At 57.4% G+C, this 26,160-nt stretch carries 32 protein-coding genes; 22 read left to right on the forward strand and 10 right to left on the reverse strand.

All coding sequences use genetic code 11. The features are described 5' to 3' along the window. The first annotated feature begins 8 nt into the window (after positions 1–8). From serB to ACR0DE_RS03010, 4 genes are read left to right on the forward strand one after another with little or no spacing between them, the layout of a single operon-like run. Positions 9–887, forward strand: coding sequence for a phosphoserine phosphatase SerB (serB, locus tag ACR0DE_RS02995; protein WP_480751750.1), 879 nt, complete (start codon positions 9–11; stop codon positions 885–887). Between the two features lie 39 nt (positions 888–926). Further along, entirely contained in the window at positions 927–1,256 is a 330-nt protein-coding gene (locus ACR0DE_RS03000; RefSeq protein WP_170399088.1) for a metalloregulator ArsR/SmtB family transcription factor, read from the forward strand. Next, positions 1,244–1,672, forward strand: coding sequence for an SRPBCC family protein (locus ACR0DE_RS03005; protein WP_170399086.1), 429 nt, complete (start codon positions 1,244–1,246; stop codon positions 1,670–1,672). Before ACR0DE_RS03000 ends, ACR0DE_RS03005 begins: the two co-directional genes overlap by 13 nt. A 22-nt stretch (positions 1,673–1,694) precedes the next feature. Beyond that, on the forward strand, positions 1,695–2,015 hold the full coding sequence (locus tag ACR0DE_RS03010; protein ID WP_480751752.1) for a YciI family protein: 321 nt from the start codon (positions 1,695–1,697) through the stop codon (positions 2,013–2,015). Positions 2,016–2,018: 3 nt separating this feature from the next. On the opposite strand, the gene ACR0DE_RS03015 is transcribed toward ACR0DE_RS03010, so the two are convergent. Next, positions 2,019–3,017 carry an asparaginase gene (locus ACR0DE_RS03015; RefSeq protein WP_480751754.1) on the reverse strand — a complete coding sequence of 333 codons (999 nt, stop codon included), beginning with the start codon at positions 3,015–3,017 and terminating at the stop codon, positions 2,019–2,021. Positions 3,018–3,196: 179 nt separating this feature from the next. Between ACR0DE_RS03015 and ACR0DE_RS03020 the strand changes: the two genes are divergently transcribed. The 5 genes from ACR0DE_RS03020 (at position 3,197) to ACR0DE_RS03040 (ending at position 6,669) form a co-directional block, all read left to right on the forward strand. Next, positions 3,197–3,730 carry an invasion associated locus B family protein gene (locus ACR0DE_RS03020; protein ID WP_170399079.1) on the forward strand — a complete coding sequence of 178 codons (534 nt, stop codon included), beginning with the start codon at positions 3,197–3,199 and terminating at the stop codon, positions 3,728–3,730. 176 nt (positions 3,731–3,906) lie between these two features. Continuing rightward, positions 3,907–4,077, forward strand: a complete 171-nt coding sequence (locus tag ACR0DE_RS03025) for a hypothetical protein (RefSeq protein ID WP_170399076.1) — start codon at positions 3,907–3,909, stop codon at positions 4,075–4,077. A 157-nt stretch (positions 4,078–4,234) separates the two neighbouring features. Beyond that, positions 4,235–4,555: a lysozyme inhibitor LprI family protein gene (locus ACR0DE_RS03030; RefSeq protein WP_480438911.1), complete on the forward strand. Its 321-nt coding sequence runs from the start codon at positions 4,235–4,237 to the stop codon at positions 4,553–4,555. Positions 4,556–4,632: 77 nt separating this feature from the next. Further along, a complete protein-coding gene (rlmN, locus tag ACR0DE_RS03035) occupies positions 4,633–5,820 on the forward strand; it encodes a dual-specificity RNA methyltransferase RlmN (protein WP_170562225.1) in 1,188 nt (395 codons plus the stop codon). 225 nt (positions 5,821–6,045) lie between these two features. Further along, a complete protein-coding gene (locus ACR0DE_RS03040; RefSeq protein WP_170406837.1) occupies positions 6,046–6,669 on the forward strand; it encodes a cytochrome P460 family protein in 624 nt (207 codons plus the stop codon). Positions 6,670–6,672: 3 nt separating this feature from the next. Here the strand turns inward: ACR0DE_RS03040 and ACR0DE_RS03045 are convergent, their stop codons facing one another. From ACR0DE_RS03045 to ACR0DE_RS03055, 3 genes are all read right to left on the reverse strand, one after another. After that, a complete protein-coding gene (locus ACR0DE_RS03045) occupies positions 6,673–8,331 on the reverse strand; it encodes a U32 family peptidase (protein ID WP_480751757.1) in 1,659 nt (552 codons plus the stop codon). Between the two features lie 63 nt (positions 8,332–8,394). Beyond that, positions 8,395–8,739 (reverse strand): hypothetical protein, encoded by a 345-nt coding sequence (locus tag ACR0DE_RS03050; RefSeq protein WP_170611369.1) that lies wholly within the window; start codon positions 8,737–8,739, stop codon positions 8,395–8,397. Continuing rightward, a complete protein-coding gene (locus tag ACR0DE_RS03055) occupies positions 8,736–9,653 on the reverse strand; it encodes a DnaJ C-terminal domain-containing protein (protein WP_480751760.1) in 918 nt (305 codons plus the stop codon). The genes ACR0DE_RS03050 and ACR0DE_RS03055 overlap by 4 nt, the downstream gene beginning before the upstream one ends. Positions 9,654–9,810: 157 nt before the next feature. Here ACR0DE_RS03055 and ACR0DE_RS03060 point away from each other — a divergent pair, with 157 nt between their 5' ends. Then, entirely contained in the window at positions 9,811–10,194 is a 384-nt protein-coding gene (locus tag ACR0DE_RS03060; RefSeq protein ID WP_170694016.1) for a hypothetical protein, read from the forward strand. On the opposite strand, the gene ACR0DE_RS03065 is transcribed toward ACR0DE_RS03060, so the two are convergent. Then, positions 10,195–11,292, reverse strand: coding sequence for a cystathionine gamma-lyase (locus tag ACR0DE_RS03065; RefSeq protein WP_480751762.1), 1,098 nt, complete (start codon positions 11,290–11,292; stop codon positions 10,195–10,197). Positions 11,293–11,295: 3 nt separating this feature from the next. Beyond that, positions 11,296–12,138 carry an LOG family protein gene (locus tag ACR0DE_RS03070; RefSeq protein ID WP_480751765.1) on the reverse strand — a complete coding sequence of 281 codons (843 nt, stop codon included), beginning with the start codon at positions 12,136–12,138 and terminating at the stop codon, positions 11,296–11,298. A 78-nt stretch (positions 12,139–12,216) separates the two neighbouring features. Here ACR0DE_RS03070 and ACR0DE_RS03075 point away from each other — a divergent pair, with 78 nt between their 5' ends. The 5 genes from ACR0DE_RS03075 to dapD all read left to right on the forward strand — a co-directional run bounded on the left by ACR0DE_RS03075 (position 12,217) and on the right by dapD (position 16,359). Then, the gene (locus ACR0DE_RS03075; RefSeq protein ID WP_480751767.1) at positions 12,217–13,128 is read left to right on the forward strand and encodes a threonine/serine dehydratase; all 912 of its coding nucleotides are present in this window, start codon (positions 12,217–12,219) and stop codon (positions 13,126–13,128) included. A gap of 44 nt (positions 13,129–13,172) precedes the next feature. Then, positions 13,173–13,772, forward strand: coding sequence for a GntR family transcriptional regulator (locus ACR0DE_RS03080; protein ID WP_480751769.1), 600 nt, complete (start codon positions 13,173–13,175; stop codon positions 13,770–13,772). Positions 13,773–13,893: 121 nt separating this feature from the next. Beyond that, the gene (locus ACR0DE_RS03085; RefSeq protein ID WP_170508974.1) at positions 13,894–14,481 is read left to right on the forward strand and encodes a biotin transporter BioY; all 588 of its coding nucleotides are present in this window, start codon (positions 13,894–13,896) and stop codon (positions 14,479–14,481) included. Next, on the forward strand, positions 14,474–15,439 hold the full coding sequence (bioB, locus tag ACR0DE_RS03090; protein WP_480752564.1) for a biotin synthase BioB: 966 nt from the start codon (positions 14,474–14,476) through the stop codon (positions 15,437–15,439). Before ACR0DE_RS03085 ends, bioB begins: the two co-directional genes overlap by 8 nt. A gap of 92 nt (positions 15,440–15,531) precedes the next feature. After that, the gene (dapD, locus tag ACR0DE_RS03095) at positions 15,532–16,359 is read left to right on the forward strand and encodes a 2,3,4,5-tetrahydropyridine-2,6-dicarboxylate N-succinyltransferase (RefSeq protein WP_170399035.1); all 828 of its coding nucleotides are present in this window, start codon (positions 15,532–15,534) and stop codon (positions 16,357–16,359) included. A 52-nt stretch (positions 16,360–16,411) separates the two neighbouring features. On the opposite strand, the gene ACR0DE_RS03100 is transcribed toward dapD, so the two are convergent. Continuing rightward, positions 16,412–17,593: an aromatic ring-hydroxylating oxygenase subunit alpha gene (locus tag ACR0DE_RS03100; RefSeq protein ID WP_170663288.1), complete on the reverse strand. Its 1,182-nt coding sequence runs from the start codon at positions 17,591–17,593 to the stop codon at positions 16,412–16,414. 142 nt (positions 17,594–17,735) lie between these two features. On the opposite strand from ACR0DE_RS03100, the gene ACR0DE_RS03105 reads away from it, so the two are divergent. From ACR0DE_RS03105 to ACR0DE_RS03115, 3 genes are read left to right on the forward strand one after another with little or no spacing between them, the layout of a single operon-like run. Next, positions 17,736–17,978 carry a hypothetical protein gene (locus tag ACR0DE_RS03105; RefSeq protein WP_255611946.1) on the forward strand — a complete coding sequence of 81 codons (243 nt, stop codon included), beginning with the start codon at positions 17,736–17,738 and terminating at the stop codon, positions 17,976–17,978. After that, entirely contained in the window at positions 17,978–18,571 is a 594-nt protein-coding gene (locus ACR0DE_RS03110) for a TetR/AcrR family transcriptional regulator (protein WP_480751772.1), read from the forward strand. Before ACR0DE_RS03105 ends, ACR0DE_RS03110 begins: the two co-directional genes overlap by 1 nt. A 37-nt stretch (positions 18,572–18,608) precedes the next feature. Next, complete coding sequence (locus tag ACR0DE_RS03115; RefSeq protein WP_170399025.1) at positions 18,609–18,953, forward strand: hypothetical protein; 345 nt, start codon at positions 18,609–18,611, stop codon at positions 18,951–18,953. Here the strand turns inward: ACR0DE_RS03115 and ACR0DE_RS03120 are convergent. Then, the gene (locus ACR0DE_RS03120; protein WP_170406807.1) at positions 18,950–20,008 is read right to left on the reverse strand and encodes a transporter substrate-binding domain-containing protein; all 1,059 of its coding nucleotides are present in this window, start codon (positions 20,006–20,008) and stop codon (positions 18,950–18,952) included. The genes ACR0DE_RS03115 and ACR0DE_RS03120 overlap by 4 nt on opposite strands. A 207-nt stretch (positions 20,009–20,215) precedes the next feature. Here ACR0DE_RS03120 and dapE point away from each other — a divergent pair, with 207 nt between their 5' ends. From dapE to rnr, 3 genes are read left to right on the forward strand one after another with little or no spacing between them, the layout of a single operon-like run. After that, positions 20,216–21,355: a succinyl-diaminopimelate desuccinylase gene (gene dapE, locus ACR0DE_RS03125; RefSeq protein ID WP_480751775.1), complete on the forward strand. Its 1,140-nt coding sequence runs from the start codon at positions 20,216–20,218 to the stop codon at positions 21,353–21,355. A 3-nt stretch (positions 21,356–21,358) separates the two neighbouring features. Next, the gene (locus ACR0DE_RS03130; RefSeq protein ID WP_480751777.1) at positions 21,359–21,934 is read left to right on the forward strand and encodes a TIGR04282 family arsenosugar biosynthesis glycosyltransferase; all 576 of its coding nucleotides are present in this window, start codon (positions 21,359–21,361) and stop codon (positions 21,932–21,934) included. 57 nt (positions 21,935–21,991) lie between these two features. Next, positions 21,992–24,250: a ribonuclease R gene (gene rnr, locus ACR0DE_RS03135; RefSeq protein WP_480751780.1), complete on the forward strand. Its 2,259-nt coding sequence runs from the start codon at positions 21,992–21,994 to the stop codon at positions 24,248–24,250. Here the strand turns inward: rnr and ACR0DE_RS03140 are convergent. Both ACR0DE_RS03140 and ACR0DE_RS03145 read right to left on the reverse strand, forming a co-directional pair. Further along, positions 24,241–24,627, reverse strand: coding sequence for a DUF1801 domain-containing protein (locus tag ACR0DE_RS03140; protein ID WP_170508952.1), 387 nt, complete (start codon positions 24,625–24,627; stop codon positions 24,241–24,243). The genes rnr and ACR0DE_RS03140 overlap by 10 nt on opposite strands. After that, positions 24,624–25,322 carry a glutathione S-transferase family protein gene (locus ACR0DE_RS03145; RefSeq protein ID WP_480751783.1) on the reverse strand — a complete coding sequence of 233 codons (699 nt, stop codon included), beginning with the start codon at positions 25,320–25,322 and terminating at the stop codon, positions 24,624–24,626. The genes ACR0DE_RS03140 and ACR0DE_RS03145 overlap by 4 nt, the downstream gene beginning before the upstream one ends. A gap of 82 nt (positions 25,323–25,404) precedes the next feature. Between ACR0DE_RS03145 and ACR0DE_RS03150 the strand changes: the two genes are divergently transcribed. Beyond that, the gene (locus tag ACR0DE_RS03150) at positions 25,405–26,112 is read left to right on the forward strand and encodes a helix-turn-helix transcriptional regulator (protein ID WP_170663276.1); all 708 of its coding nucleotides are present in this window, start codon (positions 25,405–25,407) and stop codon (positions 26,110–26,112) included. The last annotated feature ends 48 nt before the right edge of the window (positions 26,113–26,160 follow it).

The raw sequence follows: 26,160 nt of genomic DNA on the forward strand, positions 1-26,160 counted from the left end.
GGCCTGACATGTATGTAGCTACTCTGCTGACCAACCCTGCGGCCCCTTCTTTAGAGGCGACGCTGGTTGAGTCGTTGCGGAATGCATGGGGCGGGGGTGATGCGAACTGGCTGAGCCTCGATGAGGCGGCCGAGTTTTCCCTGCCAGAAACTCCCGACAATCGCTGGGACGTCTGGGACGAGTTGCAACAGATGGGCGTGGACCTGGTCGTGCAAAAAGCCGACGGTCGCCGGAAAAAGATGCTGCTGGCCGATATGGACAGCACCATGATCCAACAGGAATGCATTGATGAACTGGCGGATGAGGCTGGTGTCGGTGATCGGGTCAAGGACATCACCGCGCGCGCAATGAACGGCGAGCTGGATTTCGAAGGTGCGCTGACTGAGCGTGTGGGCTTATTGAAAGGGCTGGATGAAAGCGTGATCGGCAAGGTTCTGGATGAACGGATCACATTGATGCCCGGTGGTAAGGTGCTACTTGCCACGATGCGCGCGAATGGGGCCTATGCAGCGCTGGTGTCGGGTGGGTTCACGGCTTTTACGGCTAAGGTCGCCGAAGCGCTAGGGTTTGATGAGAACCGGGCGAATACATTGCTGGCTGAGGATGGCAAGCTTACCGGCGACGTGAAGCGGCCCATTCTTGGGCGACAGGCCAAAATAGAGGCATTGGAGCAGATCACAACACGCCTAGGTATCTCCGAGGTTGACGTGATTGCCGTCGGCGATGGAGCGAATGATCTGGGAATGTTGGGTCGGGCGGGGACGGGTGTCGCGTTGCACGCCAAGCCTTCGGTCGCTGCCGAATGTGATGTCCGCATAAATCACGGCGATCTGACAGCGTTGTTGTATCTACAGGGCTATGGCAGGTCAGAATTTCAAGGCCTCTAAGGGGCTTCCTTTAATTTAACTATTGTGTTAAATAAAGCCATGAATACGCTTCTGGTCACATTCTCCGCTTTGTCTGATGCCACTCGGTTCTCGATTGTCGAGCAACTGATGGACGAAGGCGAACTGCCCGTCGGTAATTTGATAGAAGGCAAGGGCATGTCAGGGGCCGCGATCTCGCGCCATTTGAAGGTTTTGCGCGAGGCCGGGTTGGTGCAGCAGCGGGTACACGGCACGCAACGGATGTATTCGGTGCAGCCCGAGGGGCTGCGCGCGATAGCCGAATGGACGATTTCGAAACGACATTTCTGGGAAAGCAGCCTCGACCGTTTGGAAGAGCTTATTGAAAGGGAAAATTCATGGCCGACCTGAAACTGGAACGAGATTTTCCCGTTAGTCCCGAGGTCCTGTTCGCATGGGTCAGCGATGGTGCGAAACTTCTGCAGTGGTGGGGGCCCGAAGGGTTGCATGTACCGGAACATGATCTCGACTTTTCGCGCATTGGTCCCTGGTATTCGGTTATGCAGAATGGCGAGGGTCAGCAGTTCAAAGTCTCGGGTCATGTTACCCATATCGATCGACCAAAATCTGTTGGATTTACGTGGGCTTGGCATGACGATCAGGACCAGCGCGGTGCGGAAAGCCATGTGACCTTTTCGGTTACCGCGACCAACAGCGGATCACGGCTGGTGGTTGATCACCGTGAACTTGTCGATGCCGAGTCGGCCACGAACCACAACGAAGGCTGGACATCGTCGCTGCGCAAACTCGAAGCACTTTGCAAATAGGTTTTCATCAGGGAGGAGCGATATGCCCCAATATTTGTTTGTTTATCACGGGGGTCACACCCCAACCGATCCCGCCGAGATCGAGGCGACCATGGCCGCTTGGGGCGCTTGGTTTCAGGAAATCGGCGACTCATTAGAGATTCCGGGAAATCCTGTAGGCCAGTCCTACACTGTCAGCAGCGGAGGGGTTGAAGACAATGGCGGATCAAATCCGGCCTCAGGTTTCACGGTGGTGAAGGCCGACAGCATTGAGACTGCAACCGAGATGGCCAAAGGCTGCCCGATGGTCGTGAATGGCTCGGGCTCGGTCGAAGTGGCCGAGGTGCACGAGATCGAGATGTAAGCCTCAGCCGGGGAATCCCGGTGAGGGTTTGATTACACCACATTCCAACCCGCGGCGGCTGTATTGCGTGGCGTTCATGAATTTGCGGGTGGCCGGGTGATCGGCCTCTAGCACACCTAAATGCACTAGAATCGCGGCGATGGCGCATTCGCTGGCGCGGGTAGTGCCGTCAGTGATTTTTAGCGCAACGCCCATTCGCTGTTCAGGGATGATGGCAACAAAGACGGCCTCGGCCCCTGTCTTGATTGCAACGCGCCCGTTCATCGCTCGCATCAACTCGGTACAAGCGCGAGTTTCACCTGCGACAAGTTCGGGATGTTTCACCATTGCTTCTGTGAGCTGTACCGCTGCTTCGCTGGAGCGGTCCGAACGGTCTGCGGCAGAGGCAAACCAAGCCATCGATCGCGCAAGTCCCACCAGAGACGTCGCAAAATTTGGGGCGGAGCAACCATCGATCCCATAGGTTGGGCTGGTCTCGCCAGTGGTTTCCTCGATGGCGGACAGGCAGGCCTGCTGAACTGGATGGTCGATTTCCAAGTATTCCGGCCCGGCCCCCATATGCTGCGTCAAAGTCAGGAAACCGCAATGCTTGCCTGAGCAATTATTGTGAATCTGGCAAGGCGTATCGTCAGCCAGAATCAGCCCGTCGCGGGCCGCCATGTCCTGCGGTTCCTGCGGGCCACAGCGCAAGTCAGGCTCGGACAGACCGAGGTGATCCAGCCAGGCGGAAACACGATCCGTATGGATTTGTGCACCATTGTGCGAGGCACAAGCCAGAGCCAGATGCTCGCTGTTCAAACCGTATTTTGCAGCCGCACCCGAGGTAATCAGCGGCAGGGCCTGGATCATTTTGGCCGAGGAACGGGGATAGATCACCGCGTTTGGATCACCCCAGCTGCGCACGATCTGACCACTATCGTCACAGATCACTGCATGGCCCATATGCAGGCTTTCCAACAGTGACCCGCGCCAGAGTTCTGTCATTGGTACGGCTTGTGTCATGTCCACCCCATCAATCATGCGCAAAAATCTGCCAATCGCCCTTTCGCCTGTGGCGAAACCTGCGTTAGTGTGTGTATGTCGACAATCATCGGAATACGCAACTGAACAGACGAACCGGCAGAGTTCGCACGTATTTCCGATGGGTATGAGGTAATAGGTCGGGCTAGGAGGCTGAACCGATGGGATTAAAGCTCGTCCGCGTGATCGCGGGCCTGTGCATGGCAGGAATGGCGACAACGGCAATTGCTCAGCAGGCAACCAGTACCAATCGCGTCGCTGCAAAAACGGACTGGAGCGTGTTTGTCGAGGACGACCCAACCGAATGCTGGAGCGTATCTGCCCCGAAAGAGACCGTGAACACACGCGGTGGCCGGGTCGTTTCCGTTCGGCGCAGCGATATCCTGCTGTTTGTGTTCTATCGTCCGAATGCCGAGGTTAAAGGGCAGGTGACCTTTACCGGCGGCTATCCGTTTGCGTCTGGTTCTACTGTCAATTTGGTTGTCGATGGCAGCGAGTTCGAGCTGTTCACCGATGGTGAGTGGGCATGGCCTGCGACCGCCTCGGATGATGCCAAGATCGTCACAGCGATGAAGCGCGGAAGTGAGGCGGTGCTGACCGCCCGTTCGGAACGTGGTACGCAGACCAAGGACACTTTCTCGTTGCTGGGCTTTACGGCCGCGATTGAAGACGCGGAAACGCGCTGCACGAACTAAGCCACAAGCAGATCAAATTCCGAAACCCCGCTTTCCGGCGGGGTTTTATTTGTTTGGTCCGATCCTGTGTGTTTTCAGAAATTTACGCTACGTAGAGCGGTGTTTCTTGATCCGTGTCAAAGCCTGCGTCCCCGTTTTCTGAACTACTTAGTTCAGAATTTGTTGAGGAGTCGGCAATGAACTTAAGCAAAAACCTGGCAGTGCTCTTGATGGCGTCTGCGGTGATCCTTGCAGGTTGTGAGAAAGGATCGGAAACCTATCCGATAACGGGTGAGCAATGTGGTCCGGAAGATCCCGTAAAGACCCTGGATGCAGAAGATTGCTACATCCCGCCCGCAGTAAACTAACAACAGTGGGCCACTTAAGTTTCTGCTTTAGTGGCCCATCTTGATTGGGCGCGCATCTTGATCTGTGATAGACAGATATCTCTGTCTGGAGGATTGATGGATGCGATGGGCGTTTGTTTTTTTGATGTTTCCGATATCCGCAAGCGCGGATCCAACTATGGAGTGTATTGACGCCGGTTCGCAGGTGGAAATTGGATCTTGTGTTTCGGATATGGAGTTGCGGGTAAACGCTGCGATAGACTCCAGCTATTCGCTGGCGCTTGGCTCCGCACAAGAACTGGACGAGGTCACCGGACGGGTCGTCGCTGTGCCTGCGCTGGAGGCCTCGCAAAACGCGTGGGTGGCCTATCGCGATGCGCAGTGCGAAGCGGTAGGCGCTTCGTTCGGCGGAGGATCGGGTACGGGGATCGCCATCACAGCCTGTCGGGTTGACCTTGGCCGGGCGCGGGTTGACGAATTGTTGCGTTACGCAAATTGAAGCACGAATTCTTTTGATCTTTACGTGTGTTCCTATATAGAGGCGCATCCCAAGCCAGAATCCACCGAGATACGCCAATGTCGCCCAAAGCGCCGATCACTCAAGACGTCATGACCATCCCCCGCAAACTGCCCGAGGGGAAGATGAACCTTGTCGGTTTGACCCGCGATCAATTGCGTGAGGCGCTAATTGAACACGGCACGCCCGAAAAGCAGGCGAAGATGCGCACGGGGCAGATTTGGCAATGGATCTACCAATGGGGTGTGCGTGATTTTGGTGAGATGACCAATCTGGCCAAGGCCTATCGCACGCAACTGGCCGAGCAGTTCGTAATCGAAATCCCCGAAGTCGTGACCCGTCAGGTCTCAGAGGACGGCACCCGCAAATATCTGTGCCGTATCGCGGGCGGGCACGAGGTTGAGGTTGTCTATATCCCTGAAGATGATCGCGGAACTCTATGCATCTCATCTCAGGTGGGCTGTACGCTGACTTGTTCCTTCTGCCACACGGGCACGCAGAAATTGGTGCGCAACCTGACAGCGGCCGAAATTGTCGGGCAGGTCATGATGGCGCGTGACGATCTTGAGGAATGGCCAACACCGGGTGCGCCCAAAGATGAAACACGCCTGCTGTCAAATATCGTGCTGATGGGTATGGGCGAGCCGCTTTACAACTTTGAAAACGTCCGTGACGCAATGAAGATCGCGATGGACCCCGAGGGGATTTCTCTGTCCCGTCGCCGCATCACGCTTTCGACCTCGGGTGTGGTACCCGAGATCGCGCGCACGGCTGAAGAAATTGGATGCCTATTGGCGATCTCGTTCCACGCTACCACTGATGAAACTCGCGACGTACTTGTTCCGATCAACAAGCGCTGGAATATCGAGGAACTGCTGCAAGCGTTGGCCAGCTATCCCAACGCCTCGAATTCTGAACGGATCACGTTCGAATACGTGATGCTGGATGGCGTGAACGACAGCGACGAAGACGCGCATCGCCTGATCGCACATATCAAGCGCCATAACATCCCGGCCAAGATCAACCTGATCCCGTTCAACGAATGGCCGGGCGCGCCCTACAAGCGCAGCTCGAACAATCGTATCCGCGCCTTTGCGAACATCATCTATCAGGCGGGCTATGCCTCACCCATCCGCAAAACACGGGGTGAGGATATCATGGCGGCCTGTGGCCAGTTAAAATCGGCCACCGAACGGGCCCGGAAATCGCGAAAGCAGATCGAGGCTGAAGCCGGGCTAAACCGTTAAGGGCATGGGCCGTGGCTTCACGCGAAAAACTTAATGAATTGAGTGCTGTTTCCTTGTTCAAAATTTGGTATCTTCGGCGCAGACCCGCTCTGGATGGGGAACTCACCGACAGACACAAGGTGGTGAGATTGCCGGGGCGGTGCTGGTAACACCAATTAAGGCCGCTACCATTTTTCTGAAGCAAAGCGGCATTTAGGCGAACTGATCAGTCAGGGAGGCCACAATATGATTGTAAGTCACCGGCAAGTCTTGGGTATCGCGGCTGTTCTGGCGATCTCGGGATTTGTTCTCCACGCGGCATCTGCTCAGACCAAAGATCAGGATGCGCATTTGGCGATTGAAAACCCAGCCGATCTGACCAAGGAGCAAGCGCAGAAACACTATCAGTCATTGATACGACGCATGTCGCGGGGTTATGCGGCGGCACAGATGGACTTGATCCGAAACTATCAGAACTGGCCTTTGTTCAACGATGCGCCCTACATCTCGGCCACGCATGGGCAGCGCTATGTCAACAGCTATGCGAACCGCATGGCCCACAACTACGGCACATTGCAAGAAGGCGAAGAGCTGCCTGCAGGCTCGGTCCTGGCCAAAGACAGTATGACTGTCACAGATGAGGGCAATATCCATCCCGGTGCCCTGTTCGTGATGGAGAAACTGCCAGAAGGCACCAACCAAGAAACAGCCGACTGGCGTTATATCATGGTGATGCCGGACGGTTCGCTGTTCGGTGATACGATGGGCTTTCGCGCGTCAGAGGTCGATTACTGCCATGTCTGCCACGAGGCCGTCGCGGACCGGGACTATACGTTTTACGTACCCGAAGAGTATCGTGTCGCAGAGTGATCTTCAGGCCGCCGGGTCAGGCAGCTTCAGCTCGGTCGCTTCCTGACGACTGAGTTGCTCACCCTGTTTGCGTTTGGATAGGACCTCGCGGGCGAGCGCGTATTTCTCATCCTGCCAGAAGATCAAACAGCCGTTGCAGCCTTTGCCGCAACATCCCTCGGTTCCGATTCGATTGGTTTTGAAGCGGCGCTCATTGCCGTCTTCGCCGATTTTCTCGACCAGCTCGTCACGACGGCGGGTATAGGCCTTAGGGTTGTCGCGACCTGAGGTTTCCAGCCCCTGCACCAGCTTGTCAAACCGAATGCGACTCCAGTGTTCGTCGGTCAGGGCACGTTCTTTGCGCAGGACGGAGTAGACCGGGAAACGGGCGCGCAGATCGTCGATATCCTCGTGATCGAACAGGGTGAAGGGAAGGCGGATGATGGTTTTGGTACTGCCATGCACAACGTCCAGCCGCGCCCCATCATGAGCGCGTTCAAAGTCATAGACCCGCAGCAGAACCGTCTCGCGCGAAATCGGAGAGACGAAATCCAATACATCCCCCGGTTCCAGCTTGTTTTTCACCTCGACCAGAAAGGCATCCTCGGTCACCTCGGTGACGATCCCGGCATATTCCCACTGCGCAATCGAGGCTGTGTGTTCGTAATCATGTGCATAATTGGTCAGGCGGCCTTCGTGGAAAGCCAGCGTGTAGCCGCGGTTCCCGACTGTTTCGAGTTCACGCATATAGGGCTTCGGGTCCCAGTTCTCGGGGTCGGCGTGATAGTCGTCGATGGCCATACGATAGGCGCGCGCGACGATGGCGGCATAGTATTCCGATTTGCCGCGCCCTTCGACTTTCAGACTGTCGACACCGATCTTCAAGTATTCATCCAGCTTGGGCATGATGCACAGGTCGCGGGAATTGAGGATGTAGGATCCCCGATCATCCTCTTCGATGGGCATCAAATCACCGGGGCGACAGCCTTCTTCCAGCAGGAATTCGAATAGGTCAGCGTTTTCATAGGTAATGCGCAGCTCCTGATGCGTGCCATCTTTGAGGCGCAGTTTCAGGCCATAGTTCCAGCGGCAGGAATTGGCGCAGTTGCCCTGATTGGCCCCGCGTTCGGCCATGAAGTTCGACAGTAGGCAGCGGCCCGAATAGGTCATGCACATGGCCCCGTGCACAAACGCCTCAAGCTTGATATCGGGGCATTTCTCGCGAATCTCGACCAATTCGGGGTATGAGACTTCGCGGGCCAGAACCACAAGCTCGGCCCCCTGATCCTGCCAGAACTTCACCGACAACCACGAACAGATATTGGCTTGCGTCGAGATATGCAGCGGCAGTTCCGGCGCGCGTTCGCGGACGTATTGGAACACTCCGGGGTCGGCGATGATCAGCCCGTCAGGTTTCACCGTGCGGACAGTGTCGATGTATTCGTCCAGCTTCGGAATGTCCTTATTGTGCGAGAACAGGTTCAGCGTCAGGTACGCGCGCCGGCCATGGTTGTGGCAGAACTCGACCCCCTCGATCACCTCTTCCAGCGAGAACTCGGATTTAGTGCGCAGCGACATATCCGGTGTGCCCAGATAGACCGCATCCGCGCCATACAGGATAGCGAGTTTCAACTTACGCAGATTGCCCGCAGGCATCAGCAATTCGGATCTGGACTGGGTCATGGGGATACCGGGCTAAGGATCAAGGGCGCCTTCTACGCCAAAATCCCGGCTCCCAAAACCCCGTTAACTGCGACGGAATCGCGCTGTTCCGATCACTTCGATCAGTTGTTGGCGAACCGGTTCCGGTTGCGCCTCGACTGCGTTCAAAACCTCGCGCAGTTCGGCGCGCAGCCCATGCATCTGGTCGATCAGAGAGATCATCATCGACAGTGCATCGGCCTCCATGTCGTACTGGTCATGCAGTTCGCATGCCAGTTCCAGACGTGCAACGTCGATACGCTGATATCGCAGACCTTGCTCCGATTGCTCGGGGATCACGATCTCAGCGGCCAGATATTCGGTCAGGCGATCCGAAGTCAGGCGGGTGATGGCGTCGATCAGTTCGGCTTCGGTCAATGTGCGGCTCATGACGGCATTCCTTTGCGCGGATCATAGCCGTGGGTTTCGCGCCATGTCTCCATGAAGTGCTTCAATTCATCGTCTACCTTGTCTGGCATTGCGACGGTCAGTTCTATGAACTGATCGCCCCGCTCGGACGAGCCGCGTTTCTTGACTCCTTTGCCACGCAGGCGCAGGGTTTTGCCGCTGCTGGTCCCCGCTGGGACACTGACATTGACGCCACCGTCGATGGTGGGGGCGGGAACCTTGCCACCCAGAACGGCCTCATCAATGGTGATGGGCAGCGTGATGTGGATGTCATCGCCCTGACGGTCGAACACCGGGTGATCCGCAACCGAGATCGTCACAAGCGCATCGCCGGGAGGCCCATCGCCGTACCCCGGGGCCCCTTTGCCACGCAGGCGGATGGTTTGCCCGGTCGTGATACCCGCAGGTATCTTCACTTCAATCCGGTTCCCATCTGGCAGGGTCAATTTCTGGCTGGCTCCGAAAACGGCGTCAAGAAAGCTGATCTGCAGCGAGTAGTTCAGGTTGTGGCCCGGCGCGTGGAACTCTTGGGTTCTTTGACCATATCCCCCCCGTCCCCGCATGAATTCGGCAAAGATGTCGGACATATCGTCCTGCTCGGCCGCGCGTCCGCGATAGGGATTGCCTGCAGCCTCTGCATAGTCGCGATAATACTGCTGCTGCGGACGTTCCTGACCCGAAGCATCAATCTCGCCATTGTCGTAGCGTTTGCGCGTCTCGGGGTCTTTCAGCAGATCATAGGCGGCGGCTGCCGCTTTGAACTTTGCTTCGGCCTCGGCATCGCCCGGCTTGAGGTCAGGGTGACACTCCTTGGCGATCTTCCGGTAGGCTTTTTTGATTTCAGCATCGCTCGCGTCTTTGGCGACGCCAAGAACGGAATAGGGATCGTCGCTCATCTTGCCTCTCGTCGATGTGGGGTTTGGCCTTGATGAAGGTATTTTATCAATTGATTTCAACAGGTCAAAAAGAAGAGACGGCTGAATTGTCTCGTAAATCCGTTATGCTCTGCTAATATCAATGTGTTTCAGATTGATCATTGACGGAGATCGCCCCATGACGCGCAAGCTCAAATCGGTGCTGGCTTTGCTGGCTGGGAACGCCATCGGGCTATTATTGGCCAGTTTGCTGCTTTCAGAGTTTGCGATCCGACCGATTTCCTTCATCGTCGTGGTGATCGTATTTACTCTTGTCCAAGTGATAGCCGAACCGCTGATCCTGAAGCTGGGAGAAAAGAAGGCACCGGCGCTGAAGGGCGGAATTGCATTGATCGTGACCTTTGTTGGCCTTCTGGTCACCGATCTGATCACATCCGGCCTGACCATTGGCGGTATCTCAAATCTGTTGGCCGCAACCTTGCTGGTATGGTTGGGCGCTCTGATCGGCAGTATTGTGCTGCCGATCTACGTGTTTCCCGAACTGCGCGACCCTAAGAAATAGTCATATCGCGTCTAAACTGGCCTCGATGGCCTGCCACAACTCGTCCACCGGTTCGCACCCCACGGACAGGCGGATGAAAGCAGGATCGACAGCATCCCCCCAACGGGCGCGCCGCTCGGCCGAACTGTGGACGCCGCCGAAGGATGTAGCCGGACGCAGCAGTGGGCAGCTATTGATGAACTGTTCGGCTTTGGTCTCGGTCTCAAGCGTGATGCTTAGCAGAAACCCGAAGCGCGTGGTTTGAGCCGTCGCCAATGTGTGCGCCGGATCATCGGTCAGTCCGGGATAGCGGATCTGTTTCACGGCCGGGTGCGCCGCCAGCCGTTCAGCCAGTATTTGTGCTGAGCTACACATCCGATCAAACCGCACATCCAGCGTCTCCAAACCACGATGGAGCAACCACGCTTCATGTGGCCCTGGAATCGCACCAGAGACGCGACGCCATTCTTCCGCTCGTTCCAAGATTTGCGTATTGCGGCTGGCGACGTGGCCCATCAACAGGTCAGAATGCCCACCCATCGCTTTGGTGTCTGAACTCACAACCACATCGACGCCAAGATCCAGTGGGCGTTGGCCCAAAGGGGTCATCGTTGTGTTGTCGGCGATGGTGATGCCGCCGGCCGCGCGCACGGCCTCGGCGATTACCGGCAGATCAAGCATGTCCAGACCGGGGTTCGAGGGGCTTTCCAGAAACACCACATCGAATCCATCAAAGCCGCCTTCGGAAAAGGCAGTGGTTGGACGTTCAACAACCGAGACACCCAGATTTGATAGAAACTGATCAGCCAAAAGGCGTGTCACATAATATCCGTCGGACGGGATCAGCAGGCGCGACCCGGCTTTGACCGTCGCAAACAGGGCCGCCGAAATCGCGCCCATACCTGAGGGAAAACTGAGGCAAGGCGCATCTTCGAGATGCGAAAGAACGTGTTCCAGATGTACCCAGGTTGGGTTGTCGACCCGGCCATAGCTGGCATGCCCATCCGGCGCGCCGGGCAGATGGTACATGCTGCTTTGGGTCAACGGCAGGGCCACAGGCTCGCCCTTGTTCAGGGTATTCCCGCGCAGGTGCAACATTTCTCCGGTCTTCGGGCTCATGGCTCAGCGCCCCGGAATTTCATCGCGTGGGGGCGCGGGTTCCCAGTTCTCGATGATCTCGACCGCCTCTTGCGCGGTGTCGACAAAGCGGAACAGGTCCAGATCTTCGTCCGAGATGGTGCCCGCGTCTGCCAGCGCCTCCCAGTTGATGACTTTCTCCCAGAATTCACGCCCGAACAGCAGGAAGGGCACACGCTCCATGCGACCGGTCTGGATCAGGGTCAGGGATTCGAACAACTCATCCATCGTACCGAAGCCACCTGGGAAGATGGTGATGGCGCGGGCGCGCATCAGGAAGTGCATCTTGCGGATGGCAAAATAGTGGAAGTTGAAGCTGAGATCAGGCGTTACGTAGAGGTTCGGTGCCTGCTCGTGCGGCAGCACGATGTTCAGGCCAATGGAACACCCGCCTGCATCCTGAGCACCACGGTTGCCCGCTTCCATCACTCCGGGGCCGCCACCCGTGACGATTACATTTTCACGGCAGCCTGTATGATTTGATTTCTCTGTCATCAGACGCGCAAACTCGCGCGCCTCATCATAGTACTTCGACAGCCCGGACAAGGTCTCGGTCCGCGCCGTGTGTTTCTGGGCCGGTTCCGGAATGCGCGCGCCACCGAACATGACGATGGTCGAGGTGATCTCACGCTCGGTCATGATCATTTCGGGTTTCAGCAGTTCCAGTTGCAGGCGAACGGGGCGCAGCTCATCCCGGCACAGGAAGTCATCATCAGCGAAGGCAAGGCGATAAGCTGAAGACCGCGTTTGCGGGGTATCCGGTACTTCGCTTGCGGTCGAGCGGTCGGTCTGTGCGTCGCGAAAGGGGCTGAGGCGATCTTCTCTCATATGCGGGGTTCCCTGCTTGCGTGTTTCCAAAACAGCTATAGGGTTCGCGGGCAGAGTGCCAGTCACGGAAAGACAAGAATGGATTGGAAAAGTGAAATATTGGCAGCGCGGGATCGCATTGCCGGACACGCGCAGGTCACACCGGTGATGGAAAGCCATATTCTGGGCTATCCGATTGAAATGAAGCTTGAACATATGCAGCACACCGGCAGCTTCAAAGCGCGCGGGGCGTTCAATACCCTGCTCAGCATGGATGTGCCTGCGGCAGGCGTCGTGGCGGCTTCCGGTGGCAACCACGGTGCGGCAGCGGCTTATGCCGCGCAATCACTGGGCTATCCAGCGAAGATTTTTGTGCCCGAACTTGCAGGTCCCTCCAAGATTGCGCTGATCAAGCGGATCGGGGCTGATCTGAGTGTTGTTTCGGGTGAATACGCCAATGCACTGACCATGGCGCAGGCGCATGAGGAAAGCACCGGCGCAATGCAAATCCATGCCTATGATGCGCCAGCGACGGTGGCAGGGCAGGGGACATGTTTTGCTGAATGGGACGCGCAGGGCTTGCAGGCGGACACAGTATTGGTGGCCGTGGGCGGCGGTGGGCTGATTGCCGGAGCTTTGGCATGGTTTCAGGGTGCGCGCAAAGTCGTGGCGGTCGAACCGGAAACCTCTTGCGCGCTGAATGCGGCGTTGGCTGCGGGCGAACCGGTTGATGTTTCCGTTTCGGGCATCGCAGCGAACGCACTGGGCGCACGGAGAATTGGTGATATTTGCTTTCGGCTGGCCCAAGGCATGAGTTCGGTTCTGGTTTCTGACGATGCGATATCGCAAGCCCAGAATGCTCTGTGGCAGACGCATCGAATACTGGTTGAACCAGCAGGGGCTGCTGCGCTTGCCGCACTGATTTCGGGCGCTTACCAGCCGGAGCCGGGTGAGCGTGTCGCAGTGCTGATTTGCGGCGGGAACATCGCGCCAGATCCGCTAACAGGTTGAGAATACGGCTTGTAGATGTTGTTCATGGATTTTATCTATAATTCATGACCGCGACCATTGCCGACACAATCTATAATGCCCTGAGCCAGAAAATCATCACCGGCGATCTTCCTGCCGGTGAAAAGCTGCGTCAGGACCATATCGCGCGCGACTTTGAGACCAGCCATGTGCCGGTGCGCGAAGCACTGCTGCGGCTTGAGGCGCATGGATTGGCCAAAAGCGAGCCGCGAAAGGGCATGCGCGTCACCGCGTTGGACCCTGCCGAAGTGCGTGAGGTGATCGAAATGCGTGTCGCGCTGGAAACGCTGGCAATGCAGTATTCCGTGCAAAACATGACCCCATCTGCTCTGAAGGCCGCTGATGATGCACGAAAGGCGTGTGATGAGGCAGAGAGCATGCCTCAGTGGGAGGCGCGGAACAGGGTGTTTCATCGTGCCATCCTGACACCATGCGGGTTGCCCCGCCTTTTGCATTCTGTCGATGACCTGCACATCGCCAGTGCCAGGCACCTGTTTGCACATTGGCGGCCCAAATGGGTGCAGCGCGTCGATACGGATCACGCTGCGATCATTCAGGCGCTGAAGAGAAAAGACGTTTCCGCCGCAAACTCGATACTTGTGCGCCATATCCGTCGTGCCAGTTGATACTTTCTGCCATTGAAACGACGATCTGTGCCTCCTCAGAAGATTTGACTTGATTTTTAATAGATAAAAATGATGATCAATTCCGAATCTATGTAATATTATCTATAAAAAGAGAATGACGATGAAAGCCACTCTGCAATCCACCCTCCCGGCCGCCGGAGTAATAACCCCTGCGGGTCAGATCCTTCGTGTCGCGTTGGGTATTCTTCTTTTGACCGCCAGTGCAAAAGTCCAGGTGCCATTTTGGCCTGTGCCCATGACCCTTCAAGTCGCCGCTGTCATGGCTATCGCCGCGGCATTTGGGCTGCGTCTCGGTTCTGCAACCGTGATCGGTTACATGGTTGCCGGGGCAGTGGGTTTGCCGGTGTTTGCCGGAACGCCCGAAAAAGGCATCGGGCTGGCCTATATGATGGGCGGAACCGGAGGTTATTTGCTGGGTTTCGTGGTCGCCTCGGTAATGGTTGGATGGGCCGCGGACAATCTGCGCAAACTGTTTCTGGTTCCGGCGATGCTGGCTGGACTTGCGGTGATCTATGCGCTGGGTCTGGGTTGGTTGGCTCAGTTCGTGCCTGCAGACAAGGTTCTGGTTTACGGTTTCAGCCCTTTCATTCTGGGTGATCTCGTGAAGATTGCATTGGCAGCCGTTCTCGTGATTGGCCTGCCGACGGGTCTGATGCAGAAAATCCGTGGGCCGCAGCCAGATGCTTGATACCGGGCAAGATATCCGCAGCGATTGGACCGTGGATGAAGTGGAGGCGCTGATGCGCCTCCCACTGTTGGATCTGGTAGGTCGCGCAAATGTAATTCACCGGACGTATCATGATCCAAACGACATCCAAAAAGCCAGCCTGCTGTCGATAAAAACCGGAAGCTGTCCCGAGGATTGCGCCTATTGCCCGCAATCCGCCCATCATCGCGAGGTCGAGCTGACCAAGGAAAAGCTCATGAACCCTGCGCATGTCATCTCGCTTGCCAAACGGGCGCGTGATGCGGGGGCTGAACGGTTTTGCATGGGTGCTGCATGGCGTCAGGTGCGCGACGGCGAAGAATTCGACAATGTGCTGGACATGGTGCGGGGCGTGCGCGATCTGGACATGGAGGCTTGCGTCACCCTAGGCATGCTCAAGCCACATCAGGCCAAACGATTGGCGGAGGCGGGACTTACGGCGTACAATCATAACCTGGATACTTCGCCGGAATTCTATGGCGAGATTATTGGAACTCGTACTTATCAGGATCGTCTTGAGACCCTCAGCTATTGCCGGGACGAAGGCATTGATCTGTGCTGCGGCGGCATTATCGGTATGGGTGAAAGCCTGCGGGATCGTGCCTCGCTGTTGCAGGTCCTTGCGAATTTTGACCCGCATCCCGAAAGCGTACCGATAAACGCGCTGATCCCGATCAAAGGCACGCCGCTGGCGCATCTAGAAAAGGTGGGCATTTTTGATCTGGTGCGCATGGTTGCGACCGCGCGGATCACCATGCCGCAAACACGGGTGCGTATGTCCGCAGGGCGGTTGGATTTTTCAACTGCCGAGCAGGCTTTGTGCTTTCTGGCTGGTGCAAATTCGGTTTTCTACGGCGATGTGTTGCTGACCGCACCCAATGCCGGAACCCAAAATGACCGGGATATGTTTGCCGCACTCAGCGCACTTACCGATGATTGACGCAAACCGAGGTATCCGCGTCGCATTGCGCCATGGGTCTCGCTTGCGTATAGGCCACATCAACGTGAACAGATTCTCTAGGGAGACGCCCCATGTCCAATGCGCAACTGGAAGCCGCCATCGAAGCCGCCTGGGAAGTACGTGACACAATCACCCCTGCGACCACCGGCGAGCAACGAGAAGCAATCGAAGACACGCTGAGCGCGCTGGACAGCGGTTCGCTGCGGGTGGCTGAAAAGCTCGACAGTGGTGATTGGCACGTGAACCAGTGGGCGAAAAAAGCAGTTCTGTTGGGGTTTCGCATCAAGGACATGGAAATCCAGACCGGAGGCCCGCAAGACGGCGGCTGGTGGGATAAGGTCGACAGCAAGTTCGCCGGCTGGGGAGAGAACCAGTGGCGCGCGGCAGGGTTCCGCGCCGTGCCAAACTGTGTGGTCCGCAAGTCGGCCTATGTCGCACCTGGTGTGGTGCTGATGCCCTCGTTCGTGAACCTTGGCGCTTATGTCGATGAAGGCACGATGGTTGATACCTGGGCCACCGTTGGTTCCTGCGCGCAGATCGGCAAGAACGTGCACTTGTCGGGCGGCGTCGGCATTGGAGGCGTACTGGAGCCGATGCAGGCCGGTCCGACCATTATCGAGGACAACTGCTTTATCGGTGCGCGTTCAGAAGTGGTCGAAGGCTGCATCGTCCGCGAGGGTTCGGTTCTGGGCATGGGCGTGTTCATCGGTAAATCCACCAAGATCGTGGACCGCGAAACCGGTGAAGTCATGTATGGCGAGGTTCCGCCCTATTCGGTGGTTGTTGCGGGTTCGATGCCGTCCAAGAACAATGTAAGCCTGTATTGCGCGGTCATCGTGAAGCGCGTCGATGAAAAGACCCGTTCGAAAACCGGGATCAATGAGCTACTGCGCGACTGATCCCGTCGTTTCAGTCTGAATAGGCCGCAGAGTGCATGCTCTGCGGCCTTTCTTATTTTGGCATGAACTCCAGCACTGTTTGCTGAAAGAAATCAATCGCCGCCTCACCTCCGGCCCCTTTGGCCAGAGGGCCGACTTGATATCGGGGCGATTGAAGGGCGCGCTGCATCTTTTCGCACACCCAGACATCCTCGGTCTGAAAATCCCCCGTCTCCAGTGGGTGCTGGGTCCAGTGAGAGGATTTGATCCGACCGGATTCTGGGTCGTATCCGGGTATGTCCGCCGCGCGATGCGTATAGGTGAACCAGCCTTTAGGCGACCAGTTTCTGACCCGCAGAAGTGTTGTGTTGGCGTCGACCGGTTCCATGGTCGATATCGAAAACCCCCAGGGGTTTGGCGTCAGGATCGTGGTCGGAAACAGCATGTAGACCCCGCCATAGCCCGGCGTGTCTGCATTCCGTACCGTTTTCAGGCCGGACCCTTTGGCCGAGTTTTCAACAAACTGAGGGATACGATGTTTGACGCCTTCGCGCTCGGTCGACCACCAAACCATGTTTTGGCCAAAAACCTCCCATAGATTCTTGTCATGGGATGGCCCGCCCAACGTGTCTTTGTGCAGATAGGCCAGATGATAGCCGTCGATTGCATTTTCAAAGAAGACCTTCCAATTGCAGTTGATCTCATAGACCACGTCGTCGGGGTTTTCTTGTAGCTCGCTTGATGCCAGATCATGAGGCCAAGGTATTTGAGCCAGATCGCCAAGCCACGCGTCAAAGCTCTGATCCGGTTCTGGGTGAACAAAAACAAGGTTGCGGAAGACACCGACTGAGGCACCGAACAACGCGGTTGCCTTCTTGTCCAGATCCGGAAAGCACTCGCGCTGGGCTGGTACTCCGCGCAATGCGCCATCCAGATTGTAGACCCAGTTGTGATAAGGGCAGACAATGGTCTTGCCTGCGTTGCCGCAACCTTCCAACAACTCGGTTCCGCGATGGCGGCATTGGTTGTGGAAGGCGCGCAAGTCGCCATTTGCGTCCCTTATGACAATCAGAGCGTAAGCCCCGGCCTGAATCGTCCTGAAATCGCCAGGCTCGGTGAAATCCATAGTCACGCCGGCAAAACTCCAGCACTTGCTGAACAGGGTTTTCTGTTCGGCCTCATACCAACTGTCAGAGACATATGCCTCACGCGGCAGTTGTTGCTTGGGTTGATCCGGAAGTGCGTCAGGCGGCATTGTCGAGTCCGTTTATTGTCAAAAATGATAATCATCAATATTGACAATAAACCTTCGAATGTCCAGATTTCACCTTAAGATTTTTCTGAACCCGCTTGGAGGCAGGATGACTTTTATTCAAACCCTGAGGAATCAAAGGTGGATGACACTGCTAATTCTGGCGGCGCTTCTTGTCTCGACCTTCGCCGGGTATTACGGCCTTTGGGGTCTGTTGTTCATATTTTGGGGGCTCTTGGCGGTGCGCTCGGGGCAGGCCTTCTTGATCGAACCGATAAACCGCGCGACAGATCCGGCACTGTTCTGGTCGCTGACGGGTTTGTGGATCGGTTTGGGCGTTCTCTACGTTCTGGCGGATGTTTTTCCACCAGTTGCGAACGGATTCTGATGCCCCGTCCCAGTATGAAAGACGCCAGATCCGAGCAAATCCTGAACGCATTTATGCGTTGTGTCGCGCGGTACGGGCTGGATGGCTCGACCCTGGCGCGCATATCAGAAGAGGCAGGCGTCGGGCGGCCATTGCTGCGCCACTATCTGGGCAACCGGGATGAGATGGTTCGCAAGCTGCTGGATCACGTCCTGAAAGTCTTCGCGGATCAGGTTGAGGCGCTCTTCGACACTCTGCCGTGCACTGATCGGGTTGCAGCGATGCTGGACACTTTGTTCGGACGCGGCACCTATTCTTCGGAAAGTGCTGCGGTGTTTGCCGCTTTGGTCGCAGCCTCAGAAAGACACGCGGATTTGCGAGAACCCTTGCTTGGGTTTGTCTATGACTTCGAGGCAAGGATCGCTGCTGAAATCATGAACGAAGTGCCTGCTGCCAATATGCAAGGGGTCCAAGCCGTGGCAGCGGGTATGTCCGCAATTTATTTCAATACGGATGCTGTGATGCCATTGCGACCCCGGGCGGAATGGCGCGACACGCAGCGCGTGGCAGCGCAGATGCTATTGGACCACCTATACGACAGCACCTGCGACTGAGTTGACCGTGCCATCGGGCCAGCGTATTGCGGGCACTATGGAAAAGCAGAAAAAACCTTCGCGCCAGCAAGTCTATACGTTGTTGGTTCAGATCGGTCGCAAAGATGGCGACGGCCTGCCCGAAGGCGCGACCGGGGCGGCGTTGATGTGTTTTGCCAGCGGCGTGGACGAGGCCGAAGCCGTGCGTGAGACAGTAGCGATCCTGAAGCAGGCCGATACTGCACCGCTGGATGTCACCGGCTATGGCACCCTGGCCGAGCGTGAGGCGCAAGGGCATGATATCGATCCGGATGAGCGGGCATTGATGCAACGGGCGCTGGATGAAAACGCGGTTATCGTGGCACAGATGACACCATTCTTCGGCGACGAGGAAACTGCTTAGTTTCTTACCCCGAACCACTTGCGATAGATTTCGTCATAGGTGCCGTCTTCGCGCAGGGACAGCAGCGCCTGATTGACGTCTTCGACCAATGGCGATCCGGTTGGAAATGCGATCCCATAGTTTTCACGCAGGAAGATGCCCCCGGTCATTGTCGCCATTCTGCGCCCTTCGTGGCTTGCATAATAGGACAGGATCGGAGCGTCGAAAACGACCGCATCCAAATCCTTATTCTCAAACGCGTTCAGCATGTCCTGCAGATCGCCATAGCCGGTATAGTCGATCTCGCGCCGGTTCAGAAAACTGGCGGCGGTTGAATCGGAAATCGTCCCGACCTGTTTGCCGTAAAGGTCGTTGACCGAATTGACGCTGCCGGTGATTGCGTCCACCGTCATCACCGAGGTGATCCGGGCCGTGAAAACGGAGACGATGAATAGGGATGACACCACCAGTACTACACCCAACAGGCGGCCAAACGGGGTGCGCGGCATCCGCTCTTCAAAGCCACCGTTCACCACCAGGTTGAGGGCCCACCAGAACGAGGGGAACCACGCCTCATTCAATTTGCGATCAAAGTAGGGCTGCGCGCGTTTCTCAAAACTCCACATCAGCATGCCGCCACCAAGCAGGATCGCAAAGGCCAGCCCGATGGCGATGAACAATTCCCGAGACAGCAAAGCGTGCAACAGCGATGGCTGGCGAGCGGCCTCTGACGGGACCATGATCTGTAATCCGGCCTCAAATATCGGTTGCGTGAAATCCATTCGGGTTTCCCGCAAGGCGGTGATCGATATATTCGCGATCGCCAGATCGGCAGAACCATCCTGAACCGCGCCCAACATTTCTCCAAATGTCTCGACGCGGTTGACCGAGTATTCCCAGCCGAGTGATTCAGACAGTGCCGCCAGAAGATCCATCGAGAAACCAGTCTGGGCACCGTCCTCGACAAATGAGAACGGAGGACGGGTTACCGTTGTAACCGTAAGAGACTGGGCCTGGCTTTGCTGCGCAAGAGTCGCGAAAGTCAGGCAGATCAATGCGAAGAAGACACGCTTCATGTGGAATCACCTGTTTCGCGGCCCTCTAACGCACTTAAGGGCAGCGCGGCAAGGCAGCCGCTGGGTCAACGCTCATGTTTTGTTGGGGTGCAAAATCAAGCCGCTTGGGCATTCGGTCTCGGAATTCGACTATTCGGGGTTGGCAATCCGGGCAATTCGTTGAATCTGTGCGCGAACACAGGCACCCCTAAGGACAAGAGGCCCAATATGACCGATCCAGTTGAGCTGACAGCAAATCTGATCCGTTGCCCATCGGTCACACCCGATGAAGGCGGGGCTTTGGTCTTGCTGCAGCAAGTGCTGGAGGAGGCCGGATTTTATTGCACTCGCGTAGATCGTGGTGGAATCTGCAACCTCTTCGCCCGATGGGGGCAGAAGGGTCATGCATGCAGCTTTGGCTTTAACGGGCATACGGATGTAGTTCCGGTAGGGGATGAGGCGGCCTGGACCATGCCCCCTTTCGGCGCTGAGGTCCGGGACGGGGTGATGTACGGCAGGGGTGCGACGGATATGAAATCGGGCGTGGCAGCATTTGCGGCAGCGGCTATCGATTTTGTGCGTGACACGCCCCCGGATGGGGCGGTGATCCTGATGATCACAGGTGATGAAGAAGGCGACGCACTGGATGGCACTGTTGCTTTACTGGATCACATGGCCGCAACGGATGAGCGGATGTCGGTTTGTCTGGTGGGCGAACCCACTTGCCCGAACACGATGGGCGAAATGATGAAGATCGGCCGGCGCGGTTCGATGACTGCGTGGTTCACTGTGACCGGAGTGCAGGGGCATTCGGCCTATCCGCATCGGGCAAAGAACCCGGTGCCCGCGATGGCGCGGCTGATGGATCGGCTGGCCAGCCAAGAACTGGATCAGGGGACCGATCACTTTGACGCCTCGACCTTGGCAGTTGTCACGATCGACACCGGTAATTCGGCGACAAATGTGATCCCGGCGCAATGTTCTGGGACAGTGAACATCCGGTTCAATGACCTGCATTCCGGGGCCAGTTTGAGCGATTGGTTGCAATCCGAGGCAGACACCGTTGCCGAGGCGTTTGGCGTCGATGTCGAGACCCGGATCAAGATTTCGGGTGAAAGCTTTCTGACCCCTCCGGGGGCATTGTCTGATCTGGTAGCTCATGCTGTTAAGGCAGAAACCAATATCCGCCCCGCGCTTTCGACCACCGGCGGGACCTCGGATGCCCGCTTCATCAAAGATCATTGCCCGGTGGTCGAGTTTGGTCTGGTCGGGCACACCATGCATCAGGTCGATGAATGTGTCGAAATGGCGCAAATTCATCAACTCAAGGCGATCTACACCCGTATTCTGATGGACTACTTCGCCTGATCCATGCAGAAAACGCTGGTCATCATGGTGAAAGAGCCACGTCCAGGGCGGGTCAAGACCCGTTTGGGGCGCGATATCGGCATGGTTGGGGCTGCTTGGTGGTTTCGGCATCAAACGCGATCTCTGATCCGGCATCTGCGTGATCCGCGCTGGCAGATTGTACTGGCGGTCTCTCCGGATAGGGAGGGAATGAACAGTCGGGTCTGGCCTGTTGATTTACCCCGGAAGCCTCAGGGGCGCGGAGATCTGGGCGACCGCATGGGGCGGATGTTGCGCGGTGCTCCCGATGGCCCGGTGTGCCTGATCGGTGCGGATATTCCGGGCATCACACGGGGTCACATTGCGCGGGCCTTTCGCGCGTTGGGCCGGGCTGAGATGGTGTTCGGGCCCGCCCCGGATGGCGGCTATTGGCTGGTCGGTTCGCAGCGCTATGGGGCGCTGCCCTCAGGGTTATTCCGCGATGTGCGCTGGTCAACGGAACACGCGTTGGAAGACACACTGAATTCGGTTCGCGGGTGCCGAGTAGCGTTGCTGGATAATCTGCGCGATGTGGATACCGTGGCCGATCTGCACGGCTGACATGAGGCACCGCTTTTTGACCATGACGCGGTCGCATGCCCGTGCTAGGCCAAACTCATGACACGCATTCCGACCAAGCAAGAGGTCCTCGACTGGATCTCGGCGAACCCTACCCTGACCTCGAAACGTGATATCGCCAAGGCTTTTGGCATCAAAGGCGCGGATCGGATCGATCTGAAGCGTATCCTGAAAGAACTTGAGGCCGACGGCCATCTGGAAAAACGCAACCGCAGCTATCGCGATCCGGATCGTCTGCCGCCGGTCAGCGTGTTGCAGGTGAAGGCCCCGAACGTAGATGGCGACCTGTTTGCGCGCCCGTTGGAATGGCACGGAGAGGGGGTCGAGCCCATCGTTCTGCTCGTAACGCGTGCCAGCGATCCGGCGCTGGGTGAGGGTGACCGCATTCTGGCCCGCCTGACCGTGGTGCATGAGGAAGATCACAATTACGAAGCCCGCTTGATCCGCCGCATCGGCACCAACCCGCGCAAGATCGTCGGCATTTTCCGCAAAGGGGCCGAAGGCGGGCGGATCGTGCCCATCGACAAGGCTGGTCAGACAGAATGGCTGGTCGCGGACGGGGCCGTTCTGGGGGCCAAGGATGGTGAGTTGGTTGAGGCCGAACAGGCCGGACCCAAGAACCGCATGGGTCTGCCGCGTGCGCGTATTGTTGAACGGCTCGGCGATCCGACCGCGCCCAAGGCTGTCTCATTGATCGCCATCCACCAACACGGTATTCCCGACGACTTCCCGGACAAGGTGATCGAAGAAGCCGACAAGGCCAAACCCGTTGGACTGAAAGGGCGTGAAGACCTGCGGGATATGCCGTTGCTGACCATCGATCCTGCGGATGCACGGGACCACGACGACGCCTGCTATGCCCATGCCGATGACGATCCCAAGAACCCGGGTGGCCATGTGATTTGGGTCGCCATCGCTGACGTCGCCGCCTATGTGAAACCCGGTACGGCTCTGGATCGCGAGGCACGCAAGCGAGGCAACTCCAGTTACTTCCCGGACCGCGTAGTGCCGATGCTGCCGGATCGCCTGTCCGGCGATCTATGCTCCCTGCACGAAGGCGTCCCGCGCGCTTGTATCGCGGTTCGGATGCAGATTGATGCCGAAGGCAACAAGATCGGCCACCGGTTCGTGCGCGGCCTGATGCGCTCTGCCGCCTCGCTGAATTATACCGAGGTGCAGGAGGCCATCGACGGCAACCCGAACGACCGCACCGGGCCGCTGTTGGATACGGTACTGAATCCGCTTTACGCCGCCTATGCTGCGCTGAAAAAGGCACGTACCGTGCGGCAGCCGTTGGAACTGGACCTGCCTGAGCGCAAAATCGTACTCAGCGATGCGGGTGAGGTGACCAGCGTCGCGTTCCGTGACCGGCTGGATGCGCATAAGCTGATCGAGGAGTTCATGATCCTCGCCAATGTCGCCGCTGCCGAGACCCTGATCGCCAAACGCCGCCCGCTACTGTTCCGCGTCCACGAAGAGCCCGCGCCTGAAAAGCTGGAAAGCCTGAGAGAGACGGCGCAGGCGGCGGGACTAAATCTCGCCAAAGGACAGGTATTGCAGACCCGACATTTGAACGCGCTGCTAAACGCTGCTGCTGGTACCGAGGATGCGGAACTGATCAACCTGACGACCCTGCGGTCGATGGCGCAGGCCTATTACAACCCCGAAAATTTCGGCCATTTTGGACTGGCTCTGCGGAACTATGCGCATTTCACTTCTCCCATCCGGCGCTATGCTGATCTGATCGTGCATCGCGCGCTGATCTCAGCCCATGGCTGGGGCAAGGACGGTTTGACCGAGGATGAGATTGCACGGTTGGAAGAAACGGCAACCCATATCTCGGATACCGAGCGCCGCTCGATGATGGCCGAGCGCGATACGACTGATCGCTATCTGGCGGCCTATCTCAGCGAGAGGGTCGGCAATGAGTTTTCTGGCCGGATCAGCGGTATTGCCCGGTTCGGTGCCTTCGTGAAGATGGACGAGACCGGAGCGGACGGTCTGGTTCCAGTGCGTTCGCTGGGGCGAGAGTTTTTCCATTTCGACCGAGAGGCCGGGACGCTGATGGGCTCGGACACCGGGCTGATCATCGCCATTGGCCAGCGTGTCACGGTGCGGTTGACCGAGGCGACGCCGGTGACGGGCGGATTGGAATTGGAGTTGTTGTCCATCGATGATCAGGCGCTGCCGCGCGGCCGTGGCCCCGCCAAGCGCGGAACGCGGCGCAAGGCCGCCAGCACCAAGCGCAAGAAGGACAAGATCAAGCGCAAAGTCGAACGCAAACGCCGTCAGAGGTGATAAGTAAGCGCGCGCGCAATCAGCCAGCCATGGCGCGTAGGATCAATCTGATCGGGCCGGTCGAACAGAATCGCGCGATTGCCGTCGATCCGATCCTCGCCAGGAAAGGCGGAGGTAAAATCCCCCATCAGTCGGCTTTGGCAGTGTACGAACAGCGCAAAGCAAGCCGCCTTGTGTCCGCCCAAACGAATCGTCGAGCCTTTGGGCGCCAGATAGGCGGGCTGGCCCCACCGCAACGCTTCTTCCAGAGGCTGAGCGCGTGGCAGCGAGGCCGCAGTTTCGAAGATCAACTCGCGCAGCGCTAGTGCCCCATTGCGCGTCTCTTCCGGTAGCGCCTCATAGGCTGCAGCGACTTTTTTGTTCTCAAAGGCTGTCATGATAGCGGGATCGCCTGCTCCATTCGGTCGATATAGCTGTTGAGCAGCTTATCTTGTTTAATCCGACGGGTCAGGGGGGTGTCTGATGGTGTCGCGCGCATCGCCGCCAGCATTGGACCAACGCTCATGTCCGCCGAGGTAGGTTTCTCTCCCATCAGGTAGGGCGATTGCCAAAGATAGGCCGAGATCGCCTCAAAGTCGCGCTCCAGCCGGTCTTGTCGTTCGACGGGCGAAAAGCGGGATACACCTTGAAACGCGAGCCCCTTGAGAACGGATTTCCGGATCGAATTCGAAACCGGCTTGCGGATCAGTGCGGGAATGACGGTAAAGAATGTATCGCGCAGGATTGGCCAAACCTCATCATTGGCCCAACGGTCCTGCACGACATGAAAGTAAAGGTGTTCCTCGGCCATGCGGACCAGTGCGCGGGACTGGGCTTTTTGCAGGTCAGTCAGGCCAGCATCGAAATCGGCCCCCTGAGCCTCAATCCAGTCGCGGATCAGGTCGCTGTCCGGAATCAGACGTTCAGGCGTGCGCAGAACCGGCAGCTTCTGGTGTGGCATCTTGCGTGGGTCCAGCAGATCGGACCGTTGCCAGCGCAGGCCCGCGCTTTGAAGCATCAGGGCCGTTTTCACGCAGAATGGGCTGGCGCTGAACAGGCCAAAGGCGGAGGGGTAGGTGAGAAGGGTCAGCATCATCAGCTCCATAGTTGGGACGCCTGATGGGTACGCCGGACTGATGACAGATTCTGACATTAGGCTTAGAGTAGACTATACTATGTCCCGCACCGCCCGTCTTTTTCAGTTGATGCAGGCCCTACGATCTGGCCCCTCGCCCAGAACGTCGGTTCAATTGGCGCAGGATTTAGGCGTTTCGCCGCGCACAGTGCACCGGGATATCGATGCATTGCGTGGCCTCGGGGCGATAATCGACGGAGAGGCCGGGTTCGGGTTCACCCTAATCGAGGATGCGACCCTACCGCCGTTGGGTTTCACCAATGACGAGCTCGAAGCGCTGGTGTTGGGCTTGCGCGAGGTGCAATTGATCGGAGACCCGGCGCTGTCGGATGCTGCAAGCGCGGCCCTACGCAAGCTGCAGGGCCGGTTGCCGCAGCGCCAGTCGCATCGGCTGAGCCATGCTGTTCTGACCGCCACGCGATTTGACAGGCCAGCCGTGCCAACAATTGACGTTGCCATTTTACGCCAAGCCGCGTGGGATGAACGCGTGATCGAGTTCGCCTATACCGATGCCAAAGGCGCAGACACCCGTCGTCGGGTCAATCCGCTGAGCATCGTCTATATGGACCGTGCCAGCGTATTGCTGAGTTGGTGCCACCTGCGTCAGGATTTCCGAGTGTTTCGGCTGGATCGTATGCAGGGCATGGATGTGACCGAGGATAGCTTCCGACCCAATCGCGTATCGCTATTGCGTGACGCCATTGCCCGTATTCGCGCGGAACGTGAGGAACAGGATCAGGAAACCTGACGTTCTGCGTTTTGAGAAATTCCGATTGTGCGCTATCATCGGCTCTGA

This window comes from Ruegeria sp. C10 (genome assembly GCF_056537805.1).

Coding starts and splice junctions, on each gene's coding strand:
- ACR0DE_RS03130 (WP_480751777.1), top strand. CDS start 21,359: ATGCAGAAAACGCTGGTCATCATGGTGAAAGAGCCACGTCCAGGGCGG.
- ACR0DE_RS03010 (WP_480751752.1), top strand. CDS start 1,695: ATGCCCCAATATTTGTTTGTTTATCACGGGGGTCACACCCCAACCGAT.
- dapD (WP_170399035.1), top strand. CDS start 15,532: ATGTCCAATGCGCAACTGGAAGCCGCCATCGAAGCCGCCTGGGAAGTA.
- bioB (WP_480752564.1), top strand. CDS start 14,474: ATGCTTGATACCGGGCAAGATATCCGCAGCGATTGGACCGTGGATGAA.
- ACR0DE_RS03085 (WP_170508974.1), top strand. CDS start 13,894: ATGAAAGCCACTCTGCAATCCACCCTCCCGGCCGCCGGAGTAATAACC.
- ACR0DE_RS03120 (WP_170406807.1), bottom strand. CDS start 20,008: ATGAAGCGTGTCTTCTTCGCATTGATCTGCCTGACTTTCGCGACTCTT.
- ACR0DE_RS03150 (WP_170663276.1), top strand. CDS start 25,405: ATGTCCCGCACCGCCCGTCTTTTTCAGTTGATGCAGGCCCTACGATCT.
- ACR0DE_RS03025 (WP_170399076.1), top strand. CDS start 3,907: ATGAACTTAAGCAAAAACCTGGCAGTGCTCTTGATGGCGTCTGCGGTG.
- rnr (WP_480751780.1), top strand. CDS start 21,992: ATGACACGCATTCCGACCAAGCAAGAGGTCCTCGACTGGATCTCGGCG.
- serB (WP_480751750.1), top strand. CDS start 9: ATGTATGTAGCTACTCTGCTGACCAACCCTGCGGCCCCTTCTTTAGAG.
- dapE (WP_480751775.1), top strand. CDS start 20,216: ATGACCGATCCAGTTGAGCTGACAGCAAATCTGATCCGTTGCCCATCG.
- ACR0DE_RS03115 (WP_170399025.1), top strand. CDS start 18,609: ATGGAAAAGCAGAAAAAACCTTCGCGCCAGCAAGTCTATACGTTGTTG.
- ACR0DE_RS03005 (WP_170399086.1), top strand. CDS start 1,244: ATGGCCGACCTGAAACTGGAACGAGATTTTCCCGTTAGTCCCGAGGTC.
- ACR0DE_RS03065 (WP_480751762.1), bottom strand. CDS start 11,292: ATGAGCCCGAAGACCGGAGAAATGTTGCACCTGCGCGGGAATACCCTG.
- ACR0DE_RS03060 (WP_170694016.1), top strand. CDS start 9,811: ATGACGCGCAAGCTCAAATCGGTGCTGGCTTTGCTGGCTGGGAACGCC.
- ACR0DE_RS03045 (WP_480751757.1), bottom strand. CDS start 8,331: ATGACCCAGTCCAGATCCGAATTGCTGATGCCTGCGGGCAATCTGCGT.
- ACR0DE_RS03020 (WP_170399079.1), top strand. CDS start 3,197: ATGGGATTAAAGCTCGTCCGCGTGATCGCGGGCCTGTGCATGGCAGGA.
- ACR0DE_RS03030 (WP_480438911.1), top strand. CDS start 4,235: ATGGAGTGTATTGACGCCGGTTCGCAGGTGGAAATTGGATCTTGTGTT.
- ACR0DE_RS03070 (WP_480751765.1), bottom strand. CDS start 12,138: ATGAGAGAAGATCGCCTCAGCCCCTTTCGCGACGCACAGACCGACCGC.
- ACR0DE_RS03080 (WP_480751769.1), top strand. CDS start 13,173: ATGACCGCGACCATTGCCGACACAATCTATAATGCCCTGAGCCAGAAA.
- ACR0DE_RS03140 (WP_170508952.1), bottom strand. CDS start 24,627: ATGACAGCCTTTGAGAACAAAAAAGTCGCTGCAGCCTATGAGGCGCTA.
- ACR0DE_RS03110 (WP_480751772.1), top strand. CDS start 17,978: ATGCCCCGTCCCAGTATGAAAGACGCCAGATCCGAGCAAATCCTGAAC.
- ACR0DE_RS03040 (WP_170406837.1), top strand. CDS start 6,046: ATGATTGTAAGTCACCGGCAAGTCTTGGGTATCGCGGCTGTTCTGGCG.
- ACR0DE_RS03100 (WP_170663288.1), bottom strand. CDS start 17,593: ATGCCGCCTGACGCACTTCCGGATCAACCCAAGCAACAACTGCCGCGT.
- ACR0DE_RS03015 (WP_480751754.1), bottom strand. CDS start 3,017: ATGACACAAGCCGTACCAATGACAGAACTCTGGCGCGGGTCACTGTTG.
- ACR0DE_RS03050 (WP_170611369.1), bottom strand. CDS start 8,739: ATGAGCCGCACATTGACCGAAGCCGAACTGATCGACGCCATCACCCGC.
- ACR0DE_RS03145 (WP_480751783.1), bottom strand. CDS start 25,322: ATGCTGACCCTTCTCACCTACCCCTCCGCCTTTGGCCTGTTCAGCGCC.
- rlmN (WP_170562225.1), top strand. CDS start 4,633: ATGTCGCCCAAAGCGCCGATCACTCAAGACGTCATGACCATCCCCCGC.
- ACR0DE_RS03055 (WP_480751760.1), bottom strand. CDS start 9,653: ATGAGCGACGATCCCTATTCCGTTCTTGGCGTCGCCAAAGACGCGAGC.
- ACR0DE_RS03075 (WP_480751767.1), top strand. CDS start 12,217: ATGGATTGGAAAAGTGAAATATTGGCAGCGCGGGATCGCATTGCCGGA.
- ACR0DE_RS03000 (WP_170399088.1), top strand. CDS start 927: ATGAATACGCTTCTGGTCACATTCTCCGCTTTGTCTGATGCCACTCGG.
- ACR0DE_RS03105 (WP_255611946.1), top strand. CDS start 17,736: ATGACACTGCTAATTCTGGCGGCGCTTCTTGTCTCGACCTTCGCCGGG.